We start from the raw sequence: 18272 nt of genomic DNA on the forward strand, positions 1-18272 counted from the left end.
GCAGGTAAGAATATCGCGGGGCAAGCCCGCTCCCACGCTCCCCTACTCCCCTGCTGATGACAGAGCGCCGATCAGCTGCCAGCCAGCGTCATCCGCTCGATCAGCACCGAGCCACTGTGGATATTGCTGCGGGTCTCGATATCGCTGCCGATCGCCACGATCTGCTGGAACATGTCCTTCATGTTGCCGGCGATGGTCACTTCCTGGACCGGGAACTGGATCTCGCCGTTTTCGACCCAGAAGCCCGCAGCGCCACGGGAATAGTCACCGGTCACCATGTTCAGGCCATGCCCCATCAGCTCGGTTACCAGCAGGCCGCGGCCCATGCGGCGAATCAGTGCCGCCTGGTCCTCCACGCCATGGCTGACGTACAGGTTGTGCACGCCCCCGGCGTTGGCGGTGCTCGGCAGGCTCAGCTTGCGCCCGGAATAGGTGCCGAGGATGTAGGACACCAGCTCGCCCTTGTCGACGAACGGCTTGGCGTAGGTGGCCAGGCCGTCGCCGTCGAATGCCGCGCTGCCCAGCGCGCGCGGGATGTGCGGCCGCTCGTCGAGGGTCAGCCAGGTGGGGAACAGGCGCTGGCCGAGGGTGCCTTCGAGGAACGACGACTTGCGGTACAGGTTGCCGCCGGAAATCGCCGACAGGAAGCTGCCGAACAGGCCGCCGGCAAGCTCCGCCGAGAACAGTACCGGCACCTCGCAGGTCGGCACCGGACGCGCGCCGAGGCGGCTGGCGGCGCGTTGCGCGGCGCGCTGGCCGATGCTGCGCGGGTCGGCCAGCAGGTTGCCCTGGCGATTGACGTCGTACCAGTAGTCACGCTGCATCTGCCCGTCGGCCTCGGCGATCATCACGCAGCTCAGGCTGTGCCGGGTGGACGCGTAGCCGCCGATGAAGCCGTGGCTGTTGCCATAGACCCGCACGCCCTGGTGGGTATTGAGGGTGGTGCCATCGGCGTTGAGGATGCGCTTGTCGGCGTCGAACGCCGCCGCCTCGCAGGCCAGCGCCATCTCGATGGCCTTCTCCGGCTCGATGTCCCAGTCGTGGTACAGGTCAAGGTCAGGGATCTCGCGGGCCATCAGGGCGGCATCGGCCAGCCCCGAACACGCGTCCTCGGAGGTGTGCTTGGCGATTGCCAGGGCTGCCGCGACGGTCTCGCGGATCGCCTCAGGACCACTGGCCGAGGTGCTGGCCGAACCCTTGCGCTGGCCAACGTAGAGGGTGATGCCGAAGCCCTGGTCGCGGTTGAACTCGACCGTCTCGACTTCGCGCTGACGCACCGTGGTGGACAGGCCCTGCTCCAGCGACACCGCCACTTCGCAGGCGCTGGCGCCCTGACGGCGCGCCTCGGCGACGATCGCCTCGACCTGTTCCTGCAACGCCGGCAGGTCCTTGGGGCCTACGCTCTGGACTGCACTCATGGTTCTCTCCACTGAAAATTCTGCGTACGGCTTGGGTCATTCTACGACCGGGCCGGACAAGCGGCCCCCGACTGGTTATCATGGCGGCGATTTCCTGCGGACTGCCCCCATGGTTGATTCTTACGACGACGCCTTCGATGGCGAAAAAAGCAAAACCCAGATCAAGCGCGAGCTGCATGCGCTGGTCGAGCTCGGTGAGCGCCTCACCACCCTCAAGGCCGACACCCTGGCCCGCCTGCCGTTGACCGACGAGCTGCGCAAGGCGCTGGCCGAGGCCTGCAAGCACGTTGCACACGGTGCCCGCAAACGCCACATGTCGTTCGTCGGCAAGCTGATGCGCGACCAGGACCTGGACGCCATTCATGCCGTGCTCGATCAGATCGACAGCTCCAGCCGCCAGTACAACGAGCGCTTCCACGGCCTCGAGCGCTGGCGCGACCGCCTGATCGACGGTAACGACGAGGACCTCGAACGCTTCGTCAACGAGTTTCCCGACACCGATCGCCAGCACCTGCGCTCGCTGATCCGTCATGCCCAGCACGAGAAGGCGCGGAACAAGCCGCCTGCGGCTGCGCGTAAAGTGTTCAAGTACATCCGCGACCTCGACGAGGTCCAGCGCGGTCTGCGTTAAACCCGACATCCTGGGGCTGCTACGCAGCCCATCGCGGCACAAGGCCGCTCCTACAGGGAACGCGCACACCTGTAGGAGCGGCCTTGCGCCGCGAAAGGACCGCAAAGCGGTCCCTGCCGGCATCAAGCCCCTGTACCGCCCACGGTAATCGCATCCAGCTTCAGGGTCGGCTGGCCAACGCCTACCGGCACCGACTGCCCATCCTTCCCGCACGTGCCCACGCCGCTGTCCAGCGCCAGGTCATTGCCGACCATCGACACACCCCGCATCGCCTCCGGACCATTGCCGATCAAGGTCGCGCCCTTCACTGGCGCGGTGATCTTGCCGTCCTCGATCAGGTAGGCCTCGCTGGTGGAGAACACGAACTTGCCGCTGGTGATGTCCACCTGGCCACCACCGAGGTTGGCGCAGTAGATGCCCTTCTTCACCGAGCGGATGATTTCCTCGGGGTCGCTGTCGCCGGCACGCATGTAGGTGTTGGTCATGCGCGGCATCGGCAGGTGAGCGTAGGATTCACGCCGGCCGTTGCCGGTGACCGCCATGCCCATCAGGCGGGCGTTGAGCTTGTCCTGCATGTAGCCCTTGAGGATGCCGTTCTCGATCAGTGTGGTGCACTCGGTCGGGGTGCCTTCGTCGTCGATGCTGAGCGAGCCGCGGCGGCCCTCCAGGGTCCCGTCGTCGACGATGGTGCACAGGCTCGAGGCCACTTTCTCGCCGATACGCCCGCTGAACGCCGAACTGCCCTTGCGGTTGAAGTCGCCCTCCAGGCCGTGACCGACCGCCTCGTGCAGCAGCACGCCGGACCAGCCCGGGCCAAGCACCACCGGCAGCGTGCCAGCAGGTGCCGGAATAGCCTCGAGGTTGACCAAGGCCTGGCGCAGCGCCTCGCGGGCATAGCCCATCACCCGCTCCTCGGTGAAGAAGCGGTAGTCGGTACGCCCACCACCGCCCTGCCCGCCACGCTCGCGACGACCATTCTGCTCGACGATCACGCTGACATTGAAACGCACCAGCGGACGCACATCGGCGGCCAGGCTGCCATCGGCGGCGGCGACCAGGATCCGCTCCCAGACCCCGGCCATGCTTACGCTGACCTGCTGGATGCGCGGATCGAGGGCGCGGGTGGCGGCATCGACGCGCTTGAGCAGGTCGACCTTCTCGGCGCGGCTCAGCACATCCAGGGGGTTATAAGACGCGTACAGGGCGGTCACATCCTGGCTGCGGAACGCCTGCACCTTGCCGTCCTGCCCGGCGCGGGAAATCGAGCGGGCGGCGCGGGCCGCCGAGGTCAGGGCTTCGAGGTTGATCGCATTGCTGTAGGCGAAGCCGGTCTTCTCGCCGGACTGGGCGCGCACGCCCACGCCCTGGTCGAGGTTGAAGCTGCCCTCTTTGACGATGCCGTCCTCCAGCGCCCAGGTTTCCGAGATCTGACCCTGGAAATACAGGTCGGCGGCATCGATGCCGGGGCCGGCCAGCTCGCCCAGCACCGTCTGCAGGCTTTCGAGGGTCAGACCGCCCGGGGCCAGGAGCTGCTCGCTGACGGTGGATAAAATCTCGCTCATAGTCACTCCGAGGTGTGCGCAGGCCGCAAGGCGTCCTGCGAGAAAAAGCGCCGGTGCGTGACCACCGGCATGCGCGCCCGGATGGACGCCTGTTCTTCACTGTCGCGCGTGGCGAGCAATACCGCTTCGCCCCGCGCCTGTTGCGCGACGATCCGCCCCCAGGGATCGACGATCGCCGCCTGGCCGTGGGTTTCCCGCGGCCCTGGATGCACGCCGCCCTGGGCGGCCGCCAATACATAGCACTGGGTCTCGATGGCCCGTGCGCGAATCAGTACTTCCCAATGCGCCGCTCCGGTCACCGCGGTGAACGCCGCCGGCGCGCTGATCAGCTCGGCCCCGGCGGCGCGCAAGGCGCTGTACAGCTCGGGGAAGCGCAGGTCGTAGCACACCGACAGGCCCAGGCGGCCAACGGGTGTGTCAGCCACCACCACCTGGCTGCCGTGGGCGTAGTCGTCCGACTCGCGGTAGCGGCCACGGTTGTCGGCCACGTCCACATCGAACAGGTGCAGCTTGTCGTAGCGGGCGGCGATCTCGCCGTGCTCATCGACCAGCAACGAGCAGGCGTGGGCCTTGGCATGCGGCTGGCCGACCGGCGGCAGCGGCAAGGTACCCGCGACTATCCATAACCTGAGGTCGCGGGCAGTGCGTTTCAACCAGGGCAGGATTGGCCCCTCGCCCAGCGCCTCGGCCCGACCGATGGCCGCGGCATCGCGTCGGCCCATGGCGGCGAAGTTCTCCGGCAGCACCGCCAGGCGCGCGCCACCGGCGGCGGCCTGTTCGAGCAGTGCCGTGGCACGTTGCAGGTTGGCCAGCACATCGTCCTGGCTGACCATCTGGATCACAGCTGACGTCATGACCACCCCGGGTTATTTGTCGAAAGGTTTCACAAAGGTGATTTTAGGCTCTTTGACCGGACCTTCGACGCGATAGTGCACACTGGCGAAACGCGCGACCCGGTCACCGATCAGGCGGTCGACCAGGAACAACGCGCCGCCGATCGCCGGCGCGCCGACGATCAGCGCGGCCAGCGGCAGGTTGTTGGTCACCGGCAGCGTCACCAGCAGCTTGGCATCGACCCGGTCACGAACGAAGTCCATGGTGCCGTCGAGCTCGAAGTTGCTCGACGGCCCGGTGACGGTGATCGGCTCACGGGTCACGTAGACCCCTTCGCTGGCCACCAGCAGGCCCTTGACCCGGTCATAGGCCAGGCCCTTGCTGAACAGGTCGGAGAAGTCCAGGCGCAGGCGCCGGCCGATGGAGTTGAAGTTGAGCAGCCCGAACACCCGCAAGGCCTGGGCGCTGCCCTCGACCTCGACGAACTGGCCGCTGCGCAGGGCCGCGTCGAGGCTGCCGGAATAACGGTTGAGGCTGACCCAGGCTGGCGAACCCGGCCAGCGGCCGTCCACGTCCATGCGGAAGTCGCGGCTGGTGACGGTGGGCGCGAAGCCCCAGGCCTTGAGCACATCGCCCAGGTTCTTGCCGTCCAGCCGCCCCTTGTACCAGCTCGAACTGCTGCCCGGCTCGCCTTCCCAGCCACCGCTGCCATCAATGTGCAGCCCCTTGAGGTCCAGGTCGACATCGCTCATGGCCATGCCTTTGGCGGTCTGGCGCAGTTTCAGGTTGACACTGCCGAACAGGTCGTCGCCGCGGTACAGCTTGTCGATGGTCAGGTCCAGCGGCGGCACCTTGCGCGGGTCGACCCCGACCAATGGGTCCGGCGCGTTCTCGTCCTGGGCTTCATCCGGGTCGGCCGGCGGCAGGCGCAGGCTCTGCAGGCGGACGGTCATGGGCGTGGCCTTGGCATCGGGAATACGGGCGTTGCCGATGATTTCCTGGCTGTCCAGGCGCAGGTCCCAGGCCGGGCCGCCGCGCATCAGGCGGATCACCGCCTGGTTGAGGTCCATGCCGAAGGCCTTGAGCTGGCCGATGCTCAGGTCCACGCTCTGCAGGTTCTGCCGGGCGCTGCCACCCGGATCCTTGCCGGCCAAGCGCTCCATCTGCTGCTGCCAGGGTGCCAGGTCCAAGGCCTCGAGCCGGCCACGCACGCGCAGGCCCTGGCCGCTTGGGAGGCTGGCTTCGCCCGTGCCCAACAGCAGCTCGCCACGCCCCTGGGCCAGCTTGTCGGCCGGCGCGGCGTAGGCGAAGCGGGCAAGGTCTGTGTAGCTGGCATCGATGCGCCGCTCGGGGCCTTGCAGGGTCAGGCCGAAACGACTGTCGCGGGTTTCCCCGGCAGCCTTGCCGAAAGGCGCCGGCAAGTCGATGGCCAATCCTTTGAGCGAAGAACTGACGCTCAAGCGGTTGTCGCGACTGCCGAGTGTCACCTGCAACTGATAGGGCAGCTCACCGGAGGCCGGCAGCGGTTGCTGGTACTGCAACCAGTCGGTCAGGGCCTTGAGGCCGACCTGGCCATTGGCGTTGATGCGGGTCTGAATCTGCCCACCCTGCCCTTCGGCGGTGATCTGCGCGGTCACCGGCTTGCCGAAGGCGTGCAGGCTGATGTCCTTGCCGCTCAGCCCTTTGTCGAAATCGAAGGTGAAGTCGCCTTTGAGCTGGGTCAGTTCCAGGCTGGGCGGCGCCACTTTCAGGGTCGCGTCGCGGGTCGCGAAGTCCACCAGCACCTTGGGCCGCTGCCCATGGGCCAGGGGTATATCGAGCTTGACCTTGCCCTCAAGCGGGCCTTCACCTTCCCAACCGGCGAAGATCTCGCCCGTACCGATGGGCGCTTCCTTGAGGATCTTCAGGCCATCGCCGAGGCTGCCGTCGAAGTCGCCATCGAGGAACAGGTGGCTGTGCTGATCGCCCTCGACATGGGGAATGTTGACGCTGACATCGCTGACCTGGGTATCCAGCAGCAGCCCTTTGCGGGCCTGGATGCGCACGCCGGTGTCCTCGATGTAGACATTGCCGTCGACCTGCTGCACCTGCGGCCAGCCCGGCTGGAAATCCAGCGCGGCGTCGTGGACCTTGAAGAACAGGCTGATATCGCGGGCATGGGGCGGCGCGTTGTGATGCAGCGAGCCCTGGTACTGGAAGTAGCCCTCGTCGACATTGCCCTTGACGATGGCACTGCGCAGCCATTCGTCCAGGGCCGGGCTGAGCACCTCGGGCAGGTATTTGGCGGTGTAGCGACCGTCGCCCTCGGTAAGGCCTACGCGCAGGTCCATGTAGTCTTCGTGGCCCGGTTGCAGGTGGATGCGGATGAGGAAGTCCGCGGCGATCTTGCCCTCGTCGCCCAGCACCTTGATATAAGGGGCGACCAGGGTGAAGGCTTCCTTGTCCAGGGTCCAGGTCAGCCGTGCGTTGGCTTTCGGGTAATGCCAGGGTTTGCCGAAGATCGGATACAGATGCAGCATGAAGGCCTGGGTATCCAGGCGCAGCTCGCCGTGCCCGAGGTCACCGCTGATGGCGCCGCTGACGTTGCCGGCGGCCGGCGCCCCGTGATAGGCGTCGAAGCCGACTTTCTCCAGGTTGGCGGCAAACTGCAGGCGCTGGTCGCCCTCGGCCTTGGGGCGGATATCCAGGCGTACGTTGCGCAGGGCGCCGGTCACCTTGAGCGCGTCGACCACCGTCATCAGCTTGTCCGGCAACGGCGCCAAGGCGTCGATCACCGGAGTCAGCGGGGTCAGGTCGAGGCGATCGGCCTGCACCTGCCAGCTTTCCTCGGCCGGGCTCTGACCAGGGCGCTGTGCCAGTTGCAGATGGGACTCCCAACGGGTCTTGCCAAGGCTCATGCCCAGGGAGTCGACAACGACGTCGAAACCTTGGTCCTGGCGCTGGAACCAGGCCGACAGGGCCAGGTTGTCCAGGGTGATGGCCTTGCGTCCGGTGTAGGCACCCTTGAGCTGCGGGGCGTTGAGGCGAACCATCGCCTGCTGCAACTGCCCCTTGTTCCAGTCGATCCAGAACTCGCCACCGGCGCGCAGGGTGTCGGCCTGCCACTGGCCCAGCAGCCGCGGCGGCAGCCAGCGCGCCCAATCGCTTTGCGGCAGGCTCAGGTAGGCCTGCACGCGACCGTCGCGCCAGGCCTTGGCGGTGGCGCGGCTGTTCAGGCTCAGGGCCAGGGGCTGGCCATCGGGCAGCGTGGCGCGCAGGTCGACGCTCTGGCGCGACGCGCCGGCCTGCAATCCCAGGCTGACATAGGTGAGGGTCAGCGGATCACGCTGCCAGGGATGCAGGGTGACCTGGCTGTCGAACACATCGATCCGCCCCAGTTGGCGCAGGCGCTTGAGCGCATCGGCCGGATCGAGCGGCGCATCATCCTTCTGCGGCAGGCCTTCGAGGGTCCAGGCGCCCTGCTCGCTCTCGCGCAGGATCAGTTGCAGCCCGCTGAGCTGGATGCGCGCCAGGCGCACTTCGCGGGCCTTGAGGCTGGCCCACAGGTCGGGCACCAGCTTGACGTCGTCCAGGCGCAAGGCCGCCTTGCCTTCGCCCAGCTGCAAGTCGCGTACGCGCAACACCGGCGCCAGGCCACTCCAGCGCCCCTCCAGGGCACCGACGTGCACGGGCATGCCCAAGGCCTGTTCGGCCTTGAGTTCGGCGTCGGCTCGGTATTCGGCGACCAGGGGTACCAGTTGCCGACCGAGGCTGACATACAGCGCCACCAGCACCGCCAGCAGGGCGCAGATTCCCAGCCCCCAGCGGGTCAAGGCGCCCAGAACGCGGGTCAGACGTTCCATGGCCATGGCCCTCCAAGTCGTCCCTTAACTATGGCCGGTGAATAGCGCTTTGCCAGCCCGTCCATGGGGCGACCGCCATTAGCGCGGGTCAGAGCAGCACCACATCGTATTGTTCCTGGGAGTACATGGACTCCACCTGGAAGCGGATGGTTCGCCCGATGAACGTCTCCAGTTCGGCGACGTTGCCCGACTCTTCATCGAGCAGGCGGTCCACCACCTTCTGGTTGGCCAGTACCCGATAGCCCTCGGCCTGGTAGGCACGGGCCTCGCGCAGGATCTCGCGGAAAATTTCGTAACAGATCGTCTCGGGGGTCTTCAGCTTGCCGCGCCCCTGGCACGCCGCGCAGGGTTCGCACAGTACCTGCTCAAGGCTTTCGCGGGTGCGCTTGCGGGTCATCTGCACCAGGCCCAGCTCGGTGATGCCGATGATGTTGGTCTTGGCATGGTCACGTTCGAGCTGCTTCTCCAGGGTACGCAGGACCTGGCGCTGGTGCTCCTCGTCTTCCATGTCGATGAAGTCAATGATGATGATCCCGCCGATGTTGCGCAGGCGCAGTTGCCGGGCAATAGCGGTGGCGGCCTCGAGGTTGGTCTTGAAGATGGTCTCCTCGAGGTTGCGATGGCCGACGAACGCCCCGGTGTTGACGTCGATGGTGGTCATCGCCTCGGCCGGGTCGACCACCAGGTAGCCGCCGGACTTGAGCGGCACCTTGCGCTCGAGGGCGCGCTGGATCTCGTCTTCCACGCCATACAGGTCGAAGATCGGCCGCTCGCCAGGGTAATGCTCCAGGCGATCGGCGATCTCCGGCATCAGCTCGGCAACGAACTGCGTGGTCTTCTGGAAGGTTTCCCGCGAGTCGATGCGGATCTTCTCGATCTTGGGGTTGACCAGGTCGCGCAAGGTGCGCAGGGCCAGGCCAAGGTCCTCGTAGATGACCACCGGCGCCCCGCAGGTCTTGATCTGCGAGCCGATCTGCTCCCACAGGCGGCGCAGGTAGCGAATGTCCTGAAGGATGTCCTCGGCACGGGCGCCCTCGGCGGCGGTGCGCAGGATGAATCCGCCGGCGTCCTTCATGTCTTCCTGGGCCATGCAGTCGGTGACCACCTGCTTGAGGCGCTCACGCTCGGCTTCTTCCTCGATCTTCAGGGAAATGCCGACATGGCTGCTGCGCGGCATGTACACCAGGTAGCGCGACGGAATCGACAGCTGGGTGGTCAGGCGCGCGCCCTTGCTGCCGATGGGGTCCTTGGTGACCTGCACCACCAGCGCCTGGCCTTCGTGCACCAGCGCGGTGATGTTCTCCACCGCCGAACCTTCGCGCTGGGAGATCTCCGAGGCGTGGATGAACGCCGCCCGCTCCAGGCCGATGTCGACGAATGCCGCCTGCATGCCCGGCAGGACCCGCACCACCTTGCCCTTGTAGATATTGCCGACGATGCCACGGCGTTGGGTGCGCTCAACGTGCACCTCCTGCAGGACGCCGTTCTCCACCACCGCCACGCGTGACTCCATCGGGGTGATGTTGATCAGGATCTCTTCACTCATGGCAGGCTCTCGTCAAAGGTCTCGGGTAATGATGGATCGCTGCGGGATGGCTGGCTAGGCACTATACGAAATGTAAAGGCCCTAGCGCGGTGTCGTGTCCTCTTGCTGTTGCCAACAGGGGATGGCGAACTGCTCGAGCAGTTCGGCGGTCTCGCTCAAAGGTAGACCGACCACCGCCGAGTAGCTGCCCTCGATAGCGCTGACGAACACCGCGCCCAGGCCCTGGATGGCATAGCCGCCGGCCTTGTCGACCGGTTCGCCGCTGTCCCAGTAGCGCAGCGCTTCCTCGAAGGAGATGGTGCGAAAACGCACGGTGGTGCTGACGCAGCGGCTGATGCTGCGCTGGCCGTCGGTCAGCGCGACGGCGGTGAGCACCTGGTGCTCGCGCTTGGACAGGTCGCCAAGCATGGCCAGCGCCTGCTCGCGGTTCTCCGGTTTGCCGAGGATCTGGCCATCGAGCACCACGGTGGTGTCGGCGCCCAGTACCACTCCGGCGCCGTCGGTGTGGGCGAAGCCCGCCACGGCCTTGGCCTGGGCCAGACGTTCGACATAGGCCGCCGGGGCTTCACCCGGCAGCGGGGTTTCATCGATGGGTGCGCTGACAACGGTGAACGGCACGCCGATCTGGGTCAGCAGTTCACGCCGGCGCGGCGAACCGGAGGCCAGGTACAGCTGAGTCATATGGACATCTCCCTGTCAGTGGCGGCGGGTCGTCAGTGAATGTGCAGGCGAACGCGCAGGCCGCGCAGGGCGAAGCTGACCCAGGGCCAGAGCAAGGCGCTGATCACCGCCGACCAGACCAGGGCCAGGGTCGGCAGGCGATTGCCGGTGAGCGCGCTTAGCCACAGCTGGATCAACTGGGCGATGCCGAAGATCACCAGGATCACCAGGCTCTGCTGCCACATGGGGAACATGCGCAGGCGCTGCTGCAACGACAGCACCAGGAAGGTGATCAGGGTGAGAATCAGGGCATTCTGGCCAAGCAAGGTACCGTACAGCACATCCTCGGCCAGGCCGAGCAGGAATGCCGTGGTCATGCCGACCTTGCCGGGCACGGCGAGGGTCCAGAAGGCCAGCAGCAGGGCCAGCCACATGGGCCGGAACACTTCCATGAACTGCGGCATGGGCGAGACGCTGAGCAACAGGCCGATGGCGAACGTCAGCCAGATGGCCCAGCCGTTTCTGCTACGGGTGCTGGCCATTATTGTCTCCGGGGTTGAGCGGGCGCGGCAGCCGGTTGGACCGGCGCCGGGCTGGTCGTCGTAGGCGCAGCCGCAGGAGCGGTGCCAGGCGCAGGCTGCGCGGCATGGGCCGGTGCGGGCGTGGCCGCCGGCGGAGTGTGGCCGGCGCCCTGGCGGTCGGCCTCTTCCTGGGCGATCGCCGCCTCGGTGGCGCGCTCTTCCGGCGTGCGCCGGTCGCTGAACACCAGCAGCATGTAGCGGCTGCGGTTGAGCGCGGCGGTCGGAATGGCACGGACGATGGCGAACGGCTGGCCGGAGTCGTGGATCACTTCATTGACCGTGGCCACCGGGTAACCGGCCGGGAAACGCTGGCCCATGCCGGAGCTGACCAGCAGGTCGCCTTCCTTGATGTCGGCGGTGTCGGCCACATGGCGCAGTTCGAGGCGCTCCGGGTTGCCGGTGCCGCTGGCGATGGCGCGCAGGCCGTTGCGGTTGACCTGCACCGGAATGCTGTGGGTGGTGTCGGTGAGCAGCAGCACCCGCGAGGTGTACGGCATCAGCTCGACCACCTGGCCCATCAGGCCACGGGCATCGAGTACCGGCTGGCCGAGGAACACGCCGTCGCGCTCGCCCTTGTTGATCAGGATGCGGTGGGTGAAGGGGTTGGGGTCGACACCGATCAGCTCGGCGACCTCGACCTTCTCGTTGACCAGCGCCGAGGAGTTGAGCAACTCGCGCAGGCGCACGTTCTGCTCGGTCAGGGCCGCCAGCTTCTGCAGGCGCCCCTGCAGCAGCAGGGCCTCGGTCTTGAGTTTCTCGTTCTCGGCGATCAGCTCGGTGCGGCTGCCGAACTGGCCGGCCACACCTTGCCACATGCGCTGCGGCAGGTCGGTGATCCAGTAGGATTCCATCAGCACCAGGCCCATCTGGCTGCGCACCGGCTTGAGCAGGTCGAAGCGCGAATCGACCACCATCAGCGCGACCGACATCACTACCAGCACGAGCAGGCGAACGCCCAGCGAGGGGCCCTTGGAGAAAAGCGGTTTAATGGGCCGTTCCTCGTGGACGACTCAGGAGGTCATGGGACATGGGGCAATGCACCGGCCTGCTGCGGGTTGACGGAAACGGCGCCCGGGCGGGCGCCAGCACAGCGCATACAGGTAGCACTGTGCGTGCCACCTGTAAACCTGAGGATGCTACTGCACAGCGATCACTCGCTGGAGAGCAGGTCCATGGCGTGCTTGTCCATCATCTCCAGCGCACGACCACCGCCGCGGGCGACACAGGTCAGCGGGTCTTCGGCGACGATCACCGGCAGACCGGTTTCCTGGGCCAGCAGCTTGTCGAGGTCGCGCAGCAGCGCGCCACCGCCGGTCAGCACCAGGCCGCGCTCGGCGATGTCCGAGGCCAGCTCGGGCGGCGACTGCTCCAGGGCGCTCTTGACCGCCTGGACGATGGTCGCCAGGGATTCCTGCAGCGCTTCGAGCACTTCGTTGGAGTTCAGGGTGAAGGCACGCGGCACGCCTTCGGCCAGGTTGCGGCCACGGACGTCGACTTCGCGCACTTCGCCGCCCGGGTAGGCGGTACCGATTTCCTGCTTGATGCGCTCGGCGGTGGACTCGCCGATCAGGCTGCCGTAGTTGCGGCGCACGTAGGTGACGATGGCTTCGTCGAAGCGGTCGCCGCCGACGCGAACGGACTCGGCGTAGACCACGCCGTTGAGCGAGATCAGGGCGATTTCGGTGGTACCGCCACCGATGTCGACGACCATCGAGCCGCGGGCTTCTTCAACCGGCAGGCCGGCACCGATGGCGGCGGCCATTGGTTCTTCGATCAGAAATACTTCGCGGGCACCGGCACCAAGGGCCGACTCACGGATGGCACGGCGCTCGACCTGGGTCGACTTGCACGGCACGCAGATCAGCACGCGAGGGCTGGGCTGCAGGAAGCTGTTTTCGTGCACCTTGTTGATGAAGTACTGCAACATTTTTTCACAAACGCTGAAGTCGGCGATCACGCCATCTTTCATCGGGCGAATGGCCGCGATGTTGCCAGGCGTACGGCCCAGCATGCGCTTGGCTTCGGTACCGACTGCGACGACGCTTTTCTGGTTGCCGTGGGTGCGGATGGCAACCACCGAGGGCTCATTCAGGACGATACCGCGCTCACGCACGTAAATAAGGGTGTTGGCAGTACCCAGGTCGATGGACAGATCGCTGGAAAACATGCCACGCAGTTTCTTGAACATGGGAAAGTGACCCTGGGGAAAGCGTGGGTAAAAAAGTGCGGCAAACTCTAACAATGGCAGGGATTTTGGGCAAGGAGCCAATATGTTAAATTGGCTGTTTTTCCGAGCATGCCTGCCGATGATCGCGGCCCTTTGACCGCCAGAATCCCAGCATGTTCCTCATTTGCGGACTCATTCCGTCTGTCGTTTTCCTGGAGATCCCCATGGCGCTTCAACGCTCCGACGTGGAAAAGATCGCCCATCTGGCCCGCCTGGGCCTGAATGAAGGCGAATTGCCACGCACCACCGATGCCTTGAACAGTATTCTAGGGCTGGTCGACCAGATGCAAGCCGTCGACACCACCGGCGTGGAACCCCTCGCCCACCCGCTGGAGACCACCCAGCGCCTGCGTCCCGACCAGGTCACCGAAAGCAACCAGCGCGACCGCTACCAGGCCGTCGCCCCGTCGACCGAGAACGGTCTGTACCTGGTTCCGAAAGTCATCGATTAAGGGATAGCGCCTGCCATGCATCAACTCACTCTGGCCGAGATCGCCCGTGGCCTCGCCGACAAGTCGTTCTCCTCGCAAGAACTGACCGGCGCCCTGCTGTCGCGCATCAAGCAGCTCGACCCGCAGCTCAACAGCTTCATCACCGTCACCGAAACCCAGGCCCTGGAGCAGGCGCGCGCCGCCGACGCCCGTCGCGCCGCCGGCGAGACCGGCGCGCTGCTGGGCGCGCCGATCGCGCACAAGGACCTGTTCTGCACCAACGGCGTACGCACCAGCTGCGGCTCGAAGATGCTCGACAACTTCACCGCCCCGTATGACGCCACCGTGGTCGCCAAGCTCGCCGAGGCCGGCATGGTCAGCCTGGGCAAGACCAACATGGACGAGTTCGCCATGGGCTCGGCCAACGAGTCCAGCCACTACGGCGCGGTGAAGAACCCGTGGAACCTCGAGCACGTGCCGGGCGGCTCGTCCGGCGGTTCGGCCGCCGCCGTGGCCGCGCGCCTGCTGCCGGTCACCACCGGCACCGACACCGGCGGCTCGATCCGCCAGCCGGCGGCGCTGACCAACCTCACCGGCCTCAAGCCGACCTACGGCCGCGTGTCGCGCTGGGGCATGATCGCCTACGCCTCGAGCCTCGACCAGGGCGGCCCGCTGGCCCGCACCGCCGAGGACTGCGCCCTGCTGCTGCAAGGCATGGCCGGCTTCGACGCCAAGGACTCGACCTCGGTCGACGAGCCGGTGCCGGACTTCAGCGCCAACCTCAACGCCTCGCTGCAAGGCCTGCGCATCGGCCTGCCGAAGGAATACTTCGGCGCCGGCCTCGACCCGCGCATCGCCGACCTGGTCCAGGCCAGCGTCAAGGAGCTGGAAAAGCTCGGCGCGGTGGTCAAGGAAATCAGCCTGCCGAACATGCAGCACGCCATCCCGGCGTACTACGTGATCGCCCCGGCGGAGGCTTCCTCCAACCTGTCGCGTTTCGACGGCGTGCGCTTCGGCTACCGTTGCGAGGATCCCAAGGACCTCACCGACCTGTACAAGCGTTCCCGTGGCGAAGGCTTCGGTGCCGAAGTGCAGCGCCGCATCATGGTCGGCACCTACGCCCTGTCGGCCGGCTACTACGACGCCTACTACGTCAAGGCGCAGCAGATCCGCCGCCTGATCAAGAACGACTTCATGGCCGCCTTCGCCGAGGTCGACGTGATCATCGGCCCGACCACGCCGAACCCGGCCTGGAAGATCGGCGCCAAGGCCGGCGATCCGGTCGCCGAGTACCTTGAAGACCTGTACACCATCACCGCCAACCTGGCGGGCCTGCCAGGCCTGTCGATGCCGGCCGGCTTCGTCGACGGCCTGCCGGTGGGCGTGCAACTGCTGGCCCCGTACTTCCAGGAAGGCCGCCTGCTCAACATCGCGCACCGTTACCAGCAAGTCACCGACTGGCACACCCGCGCCCCCAACGGCTTCTGAGGAGTTCACACATGCAATGGGAAGTTGTGATCGGGCTGGAGATTCATACCCAGCTCGCCACCCAGTCGAAGATCTTCTCCGGCAGCGCCACCACCTTCGGCTCCGAGCCGAACACCCAGGCCAGCCTGGTCGACCTGGGCATGCCCGGCGTGCTGCCGGTGCTCAACCAGGAAGCCGTGCGCATGGCGTGCATGTTCGGCCTGGCGATCGATGCCGAAATCGGGCCGCGCAACGTATTCGCGCGCAAGAACTACTTCTACCCCGACCTGCCCAAGGGCTACCAGATCAGCCAGATGGACCTGCCGATCGTCGGCAAGGGCCACCTGGACATCGCCCTGGAAGACGGCACCATCAAGCGCATCGGCGTGACCCGCGCGCACCTTGAAGAGGATGCCGGCAAGAGCCTGCACGAAGACTTCAACGGCGCCACCGGCATCGACCTGAACCGCGCCGGCACGCCGCTGCTGGAGATCGTCTCCGAGCCGGACATGCGCAGCGCCAAAGAGGCGGTGGCCTACGTCAAGGCCATCCACGCCCTGGTGCGCTACCTGGGCATCTGCGACGGCAACATGGCCGAAGGTTCGCTGCGCTGCGACTGCAACGTCTCGATCCGCCCGAAGGGCCAGACCGAGTTCGGCACCCGCTGCGAGATCAAGAACGTCAACTCGTTCCGCTTCATCGAGCGGGCGATCAACAGCGAGATCCAGCGCCAGATCGACCTGATCGAGGACGGCGGCAAGGTGGTGCAGGAAACCCGCCTGTACGACCCGAACAAGGACGAGACCCGCTCCATGCGCAGCAAGGAGGAAGCCAACGACTACCGTTACTTCCCCGACCCCGACCTGCTGCCGGTGGTCATCGAACCGAGCTTCCTCGACAGCGTGCGCGCCGCCCTGCCAGAGCTGCCGCCGCAGAAGGTCGAGCGCTTCCAGAGCCAGTACGGCCTGTCGGCCTACGACGCCAACGTGCTGGCCTCCAGCCGCGAGCAGGCCGACTACTTCGAGCAGGTGGTGAAGATCGGCGGCGACGCCAAGCTGGCCGCCAACTGGGTCATGGTCGAGCTGGGCAGCCTGCTGAACAAGCTGGGTGTCGAGATCGACCAGTCGCCGGTCAGCGCCGAGCACCTCGGCGGCATGCTGCTGCGCATTCGCGACAACACCATCAGCGGCAAGATCGCCAAGACCGTGTTCGAAGCCATGGCCGCCGGTGAAGGCGATGCCGACGGCATCATCTCCAGCCGCGGCCTCAAGCAGGTCACCGACACCGGCGCGATCGACAAGATGCTCGACGAGATGCTCGCCGCCAACGCCGAACAGGTCGAACAGTACCGCGCCGCCGACGAGGCCAAGCGCGGCAAGATGTTCGGCTTCTTCGTCGGCCAGGCGATGAAGGCGTCCAAAGGCAAGGCCAACCCGGGGCAAGTGAACCAATTGCTCAAGGCCAAGCTCGAAGGATGATCCCGATCGCGGGGCAAGCCCGCTCCTACAGGTTCACGCTGCACCTGTAGGAGCGGCCTTGTGCCGCGAAAGGACCGCGTAGCGGTCCCAGTGCCTGAATCGGAGCATTCGACTTGATCAAGCGTTCCCTCACCACCCTGACCCTCTTCTCCCTCCTGGCCGGCTGCGCCAGCCATGACATCGACCCGCGCGGCTACGACCAGACCGGCACCGCCTCCTACTACGGCGCCCGCCACCACGGCAAACGCACCGCCAGCGGCGAACCCTTCAACCAGCACGGCCTCACCGCCGCCCACCGCAGCCTGCCTTTCGGCAGCCGGGTACTGGTCACCAACCTGTCCAACCAGCGCAGCGTCGTGGTGCGCATCAACGACCGTGGCCCGCATACCCGTGGCCGACTGATCGACCTGTCACGGGCCGCCGCAGAAAAAATCGGCATGCTCCGTAGCGGAACCGCGCGAGTCCGGGTACAAGGTCTGAGCGATTGACCTGACTGGAGCCCTCGCCATTTTCGACCTGGCCACCCTCCCCGCCTTCAGCCTGCTGCAACTGGGCCTGGGCCTCATGCTGCTGATCATCGGCGCCGAACTGCTGGTGCGCGCCGCCCTGCGCCTGGCCGGCCGCCTGCATGTGCGCCCACTGATCATCGGCCTGAGCCTGGTGGCTTTCGGCAGTACCGCGCCACAGCTGACCGTGAGCCTGCAGGCCGCCTACCAGGGCGCGCCGGATGTGGCGGTGGGCAGTGTCGTGGGCAGCAATATCTTCAACGTGCTGGTGATCCTCGGCCTGGCGGCACTGATCATTCCGCTGCGCGTGTCGCGCCAGCTGGTGCGCCTGGACATCCCACTGATGATCCTGGCCAGCGCCCTGGTGTACCTGCTCGCGCTCAACGGCCAACTCGGGCGCCTGGAAGGCGCCCTGCTGCTGCTTGGCCTGCTGGGCTACCTGGCCATGCTCTGGCATCAGTCGCGCCACTACGCCCGTACCTACCCCGCGCCGAGCACCACGCATGCCAGCCCGCTGCGGTTCTGGAGCAGGACAGTACTGCAGATTGTCGTGGGCCTGGGCCTCTTGAGCCTGGCCGGCCACCTGCTGCTAGAGGCCGTGGTCGAGGTGGCCACCGACCTGGGCCTGTCCGAGCGCATCATCGGACTGACCGTTGTTGCCGTGTGTACCTCGCTCCCGGAGCTTGCCGCCGCACTGATCGCGGCCCTGCGTGGTGAACGGGAGATCGCCGTGGGCACGGTGATCGGCAGCAACCTGTTCAACCTGCTGGCAGTGCTGGGGTTCACTGCAGTGATCACCCCCGATCCCTTGTCGATCTCACCCAACGCCCTGGACTTCGACCTGCCGGTGATGCTCGGCGTCGCCGCCCTGTGCCTGCCGGTGTTCTATTCCGGCTACCGGGTCACCCGCGCCGAAGGCCTGGTGTTCCTGTGCCTGTACCTGGCCTACGGCCTGCACGTGGTGGCCTTCACCACCGGGATGCCGCTGGCCGGACGCCTTGAGCGATTGATGCTGTTCTATGTGATGCCCGTGCTCGGGGTCGCGCTGCTGTACACCACGGCCCGCGCCTGGCGCCGCCAACACTAAGG

15 protein-coding genes are annotated in these 18272 nt (G+C 66.4%); 6 read left to right on the top strand and 9 right to left on the bottom strand.

Features of this window, described 5'->3' with window-relative positions; genetic code table 11:
- Nucleotides 1–71 precede the first annotated feature (71 nt).
- Complete coding sequence (pmbA, locus tag PRtIB026_RS24725; protein ID WP_203650813.1) at nt 72–1418, bottom strand: metalloprotease PmbA; 1347 nt, start codon at nt 1416–1418, stop codon at nt 72–74.
- Nucleotides 1419–1527: 109 nt separating this feature from the next.
- Here pmbA and yjgA point away from each other — a divergent pair, with 109 nt between their 5' ends.
- Nucleotides 1528–2049: a ribosome biogenesis factor YjgA gene (yjgA, locus tag PRtIB026_RS24730; RefSeq protein ID WP_110735683.1), complete on the top strand. Its 522-nt coding sequence runs from the start codon at nt 1528–1530 to the stop codon at nt 2047–2049.
- Between the two features lie 122 nt (nt 2050–2171).
- On the opposite strand, the gene tldD is transcribed toward yjgA, so the two are convergent.
- The 8 genes from tldD to mreB form a co-directional block, all read right to left on the bottom strand.
- Complete coding sequence (gene tldD / locus PRtIB026_RS24735; protein WP_203650808.1) at nt 2172–3611, bottom strand: metalloprotease TldD; 1440 nt, start codon at nt 3609–3611, stop codon at nt 2172–2174.
- Nucleotides 3612–3613: 2 nt separating this feature from the next.
- Complete coding sequence (locus PRtIB026_RS24740) at nt 3614–4465, bottom strand: carbon-nitrogen hydrolase family protein (RefSeq protein ID WP_203650800.1); 852 nt, start codon at nt 4463–4465, stop codon at nt 3614–3616.
- Between the two features lie 12 nt (nt 4466–4477).
- The gene (locus PRtIB026_RS24745; RefSeq protein ID WP_203650798.1) at nt 4478–8293 is read right to left on the bottom strand and encodes a YhdP family protein; all 3816 of its coding nucleotides are present in this window, start codon (nt 8291–8293) and stop codon (nt 4478–4480) included.
- An 82-nt stretch (nt 8294–8375) separates the two neighbouring features.
- Nucleotides 8376–9833, bottom strand: coding sequence for a ribonuclease G (gene rng, locus PRtIB026_RS24750; RefSeq protein WP_050704083.1), 1458 nt, complete (start codon nt 9831–9833; stop codon nt 8376–8378).
- An 81-nt stretch (nt 9834–9914) separates the two neighbouring features.
- Nucleotides 9915–10514, bottom strand: a complete 600-nt coding sequence (locus tag PRtIB026_RS24755) for a Maf family protein (RefSeq protein ID WP_028689642.1) — start codon at nt 10512–10514, stop codon at nt 9915–9917.
- Nucleotides 10515–10546: 32 nt separating this feature from the next.
- Complete coding sequence (gene mreD / locus PRtIB026_RS24760; protein ID WP_028689641.1) at nt 10547–11035, bottom strand: rod shape-determining protein MreD; 489 nt, start codon at nt 11033–11035, stop codon at nt 10547–10549.
- Nucleotides 11035–12003 carry a rod shape-determining protein MreC gene (gene mreC / locus PRtIB026_RS24765; protein WP_232855993.1) on the bottom strand — a complete coding sequence of 323 codons (969 nt, stop codon included), beginning with the start codon at nt 12001–12003 and terminating at the stop codon, nt 11035–11037. Before mreC ends, mreD begins: the two co-directional genes overlap by 1 nt.
- Nucleotides 12004–12224: 221 nt before the next feature.
- Nucleotides 12225–13262 carry a rod shape-determining protein MreB gene (gene mreB / locus PRtIB026_RS24770; RefSeq protein ID WP_003255163.1) on the bottom strand — a complete coding sequence of 346 codons (1038 nt, stop codon included), beginning with the start codon at nt 13260–13262 and terminating at the stop codon, nt 12225–12227.
- A gap of 203 nt (nt 13263–13465) precedes the next feature.
- Here mreB and gatC point away from each other — a divergent pair, with 203 nt between their 5' ends.
- The 5 genes from gatC to PRtIB026_RS24795 all read left to right on the top strand — a co-directional run bounded on the left by gatC (nt 13466) and on the right by PRtIB026_RS24795 (nt 18270).
- On the top strand, nt 13466–13753 hold the full coding sequence (gene gatC / locus PRtIB026_RS24775) for an Asp-tRNA(Asn)/Glu-tRNA(Gln) amidotransferase subunit GatC (RefSeq protein WP_028689639.1): 288 nt from the start codon (nt 13466–13468) through the stop codon (nt 13751–13753).
- A 15-nt stretch (nt 13754–13768) separates the two neighbouring features.
- Nucleotides 13769–15220, top strand: coding sequence for an Asp-tRNA(Asn)/Glu-tRNA(Gln) amidotransferase subunit GatA (gene gatA / locus PRtIB026_RS24780; protein ID WP_203650796.1), 1452 nt, complete (start codon nt 13769–13771; stop codon nt 15218–15220).
- A gap of 11 nt (nt 15221–15231) precedes the next feature.
- Entirely contained in the window at nt 15232–16677 is a 1446-nt protein-coding gene (gene gatB, locus PRtIB026_RS24785) for an Asp-tRNA(Asn)/Glu-tRNA(Gln) amidotransferase subunit GatB (protein ID WP_110735697.1), read from the top strand.
- 113 nt (nt 16678–16790) lie between these two features.
- The gene (locus tag PRtIB026_RS24790; RefSeq protein WP_052896239.1) at nt 16791–17165 is read left to right on the top strand and encodes a septal ring lytic transglycosylase RlpA family protein; all 375 of its coding nucleotides are present in this window, start codon (nt 16791–16793) and stop codon (nt 17163–17165) included.
- Between the two features lie 61 nt (nt 17166–17226).
- A complete protein-coding gene (locus tag PRtIB026_RS24795) occupies nt 17227–18270 on the top strand; it encodes a calcium/sodium antiporter (protein ID WP_203652595.1) in 1044 nt (347 codons plus the stop codon).
- The last annotated feature ends 2 nt before the right edge of the window (nt 18271–18272 follow it).

It is taken from the genome of Pseudomonas sp. RtIB026 (assembly GCF_016861355.2).
GTDB lineage: Bacteria > Pseudomonadota > Gammaproteobacteria > Pseudomonadales > Pseudomonadaceae > Aquipseudomonas > Aquipseudomonas peradeniyensis.

What these genes read in the sequence shown, in the direction of transcription:
- rng (WP_050704083.1), bottom strand. Translation starts at nt 9,833, where the DNA reads ATGAGTGAAGAGATCCTGATCAACATCACCCCGATGGAGTCACGCGTG.
- gatA (WP_203650796.1), top strand. Translation starts at nt 13,769, where the DNA reads ATGCATCAACTCACTCTGGCCGAGATCGCCCGTGGCCTCGCCGACAAG.
- PRtIB026_RS24745 (WP_203650798.1), bottom strand. Translation starts at nt 8,293, where the DNA reads ATGGCCATGGAACGTCTGACCCGCGTTCTGGGCGCCTTGACCCGCTGG.
- PRtIB026_RS24740 (WP_203650800.1), bottom strand. Translation starts at nt 4,465, where the DNA reads ATGACGTCAGCTGTGATCCAGATGGTCAGCCAGGACGATGTGCTGGCC.
- yjgA (WP_110735683.1), top strand. Translation starts at nt 1,528, where the DNA reads ATGGTTGATTCTTACGACGACGCCTTCGATGGCGAAAAAAGCAAAACC.
- mreC (WP_232855993.1), bottom strand. Translation starts at nt 12,003, where the DNA reads ATGTCGGTCGCGCTGATGGTGGTCGATTCGCGCTTCGACCTGCTCAAG.
- pmbA (WP_203650813.1), bottom strand. Translation starts at nt 1,418, where the DNA reads ATGAGTGCAGTCCAGAGCGTAGGCCCCAAGGACCTGCCGGCGTTGCAG.
- tldD (WP_203650808.1), bottom strand. Translation starts at nt 3,611, where the DNA reads ATGAGCGAGATTTTATCCACCGTCAGCGAGCAGCTCCTGGCCCCGGGC.
- mreD (WP_028689641.1), bottom strand. Translation starts at nt 11,035, where the DNA reads ATGGCCAGCACCCGTAGCAGAAACGGCTGGGCCATCTGGCTGACGTTC.
- gatC (WP_028689639.1), top strand. Translation starts at nt 13,466, where the DNA reads ATGGCGCTTCAACGCTCCGACGTGGAAAAGATCGCCCATCTGGCCCGC.
- gatB (WP_110735697.1), top strand. Translation starts at nt 15,232, where the DNA reads ATGCAATGGGAAGTTGTGATCGGGCTGGAGATTCATACCCAGCTCGCC.
- mreB (WP_003255163.1), bottom strand. Translation starts at nt 13,262, where the DNA reads ATGTTCAAGAAACTGCGTGGCATGTTTTCCAGCGATCTGTCCATCGAC.
- PRtIB026_RS24755 (WP_028689642.1), bottom strand. Translation starts at nt 10,514, where the DNA reads ATGACTCAGCTGTACCTGGCCTCCGGTTCGCCGCGCCGGCGTGAACTG.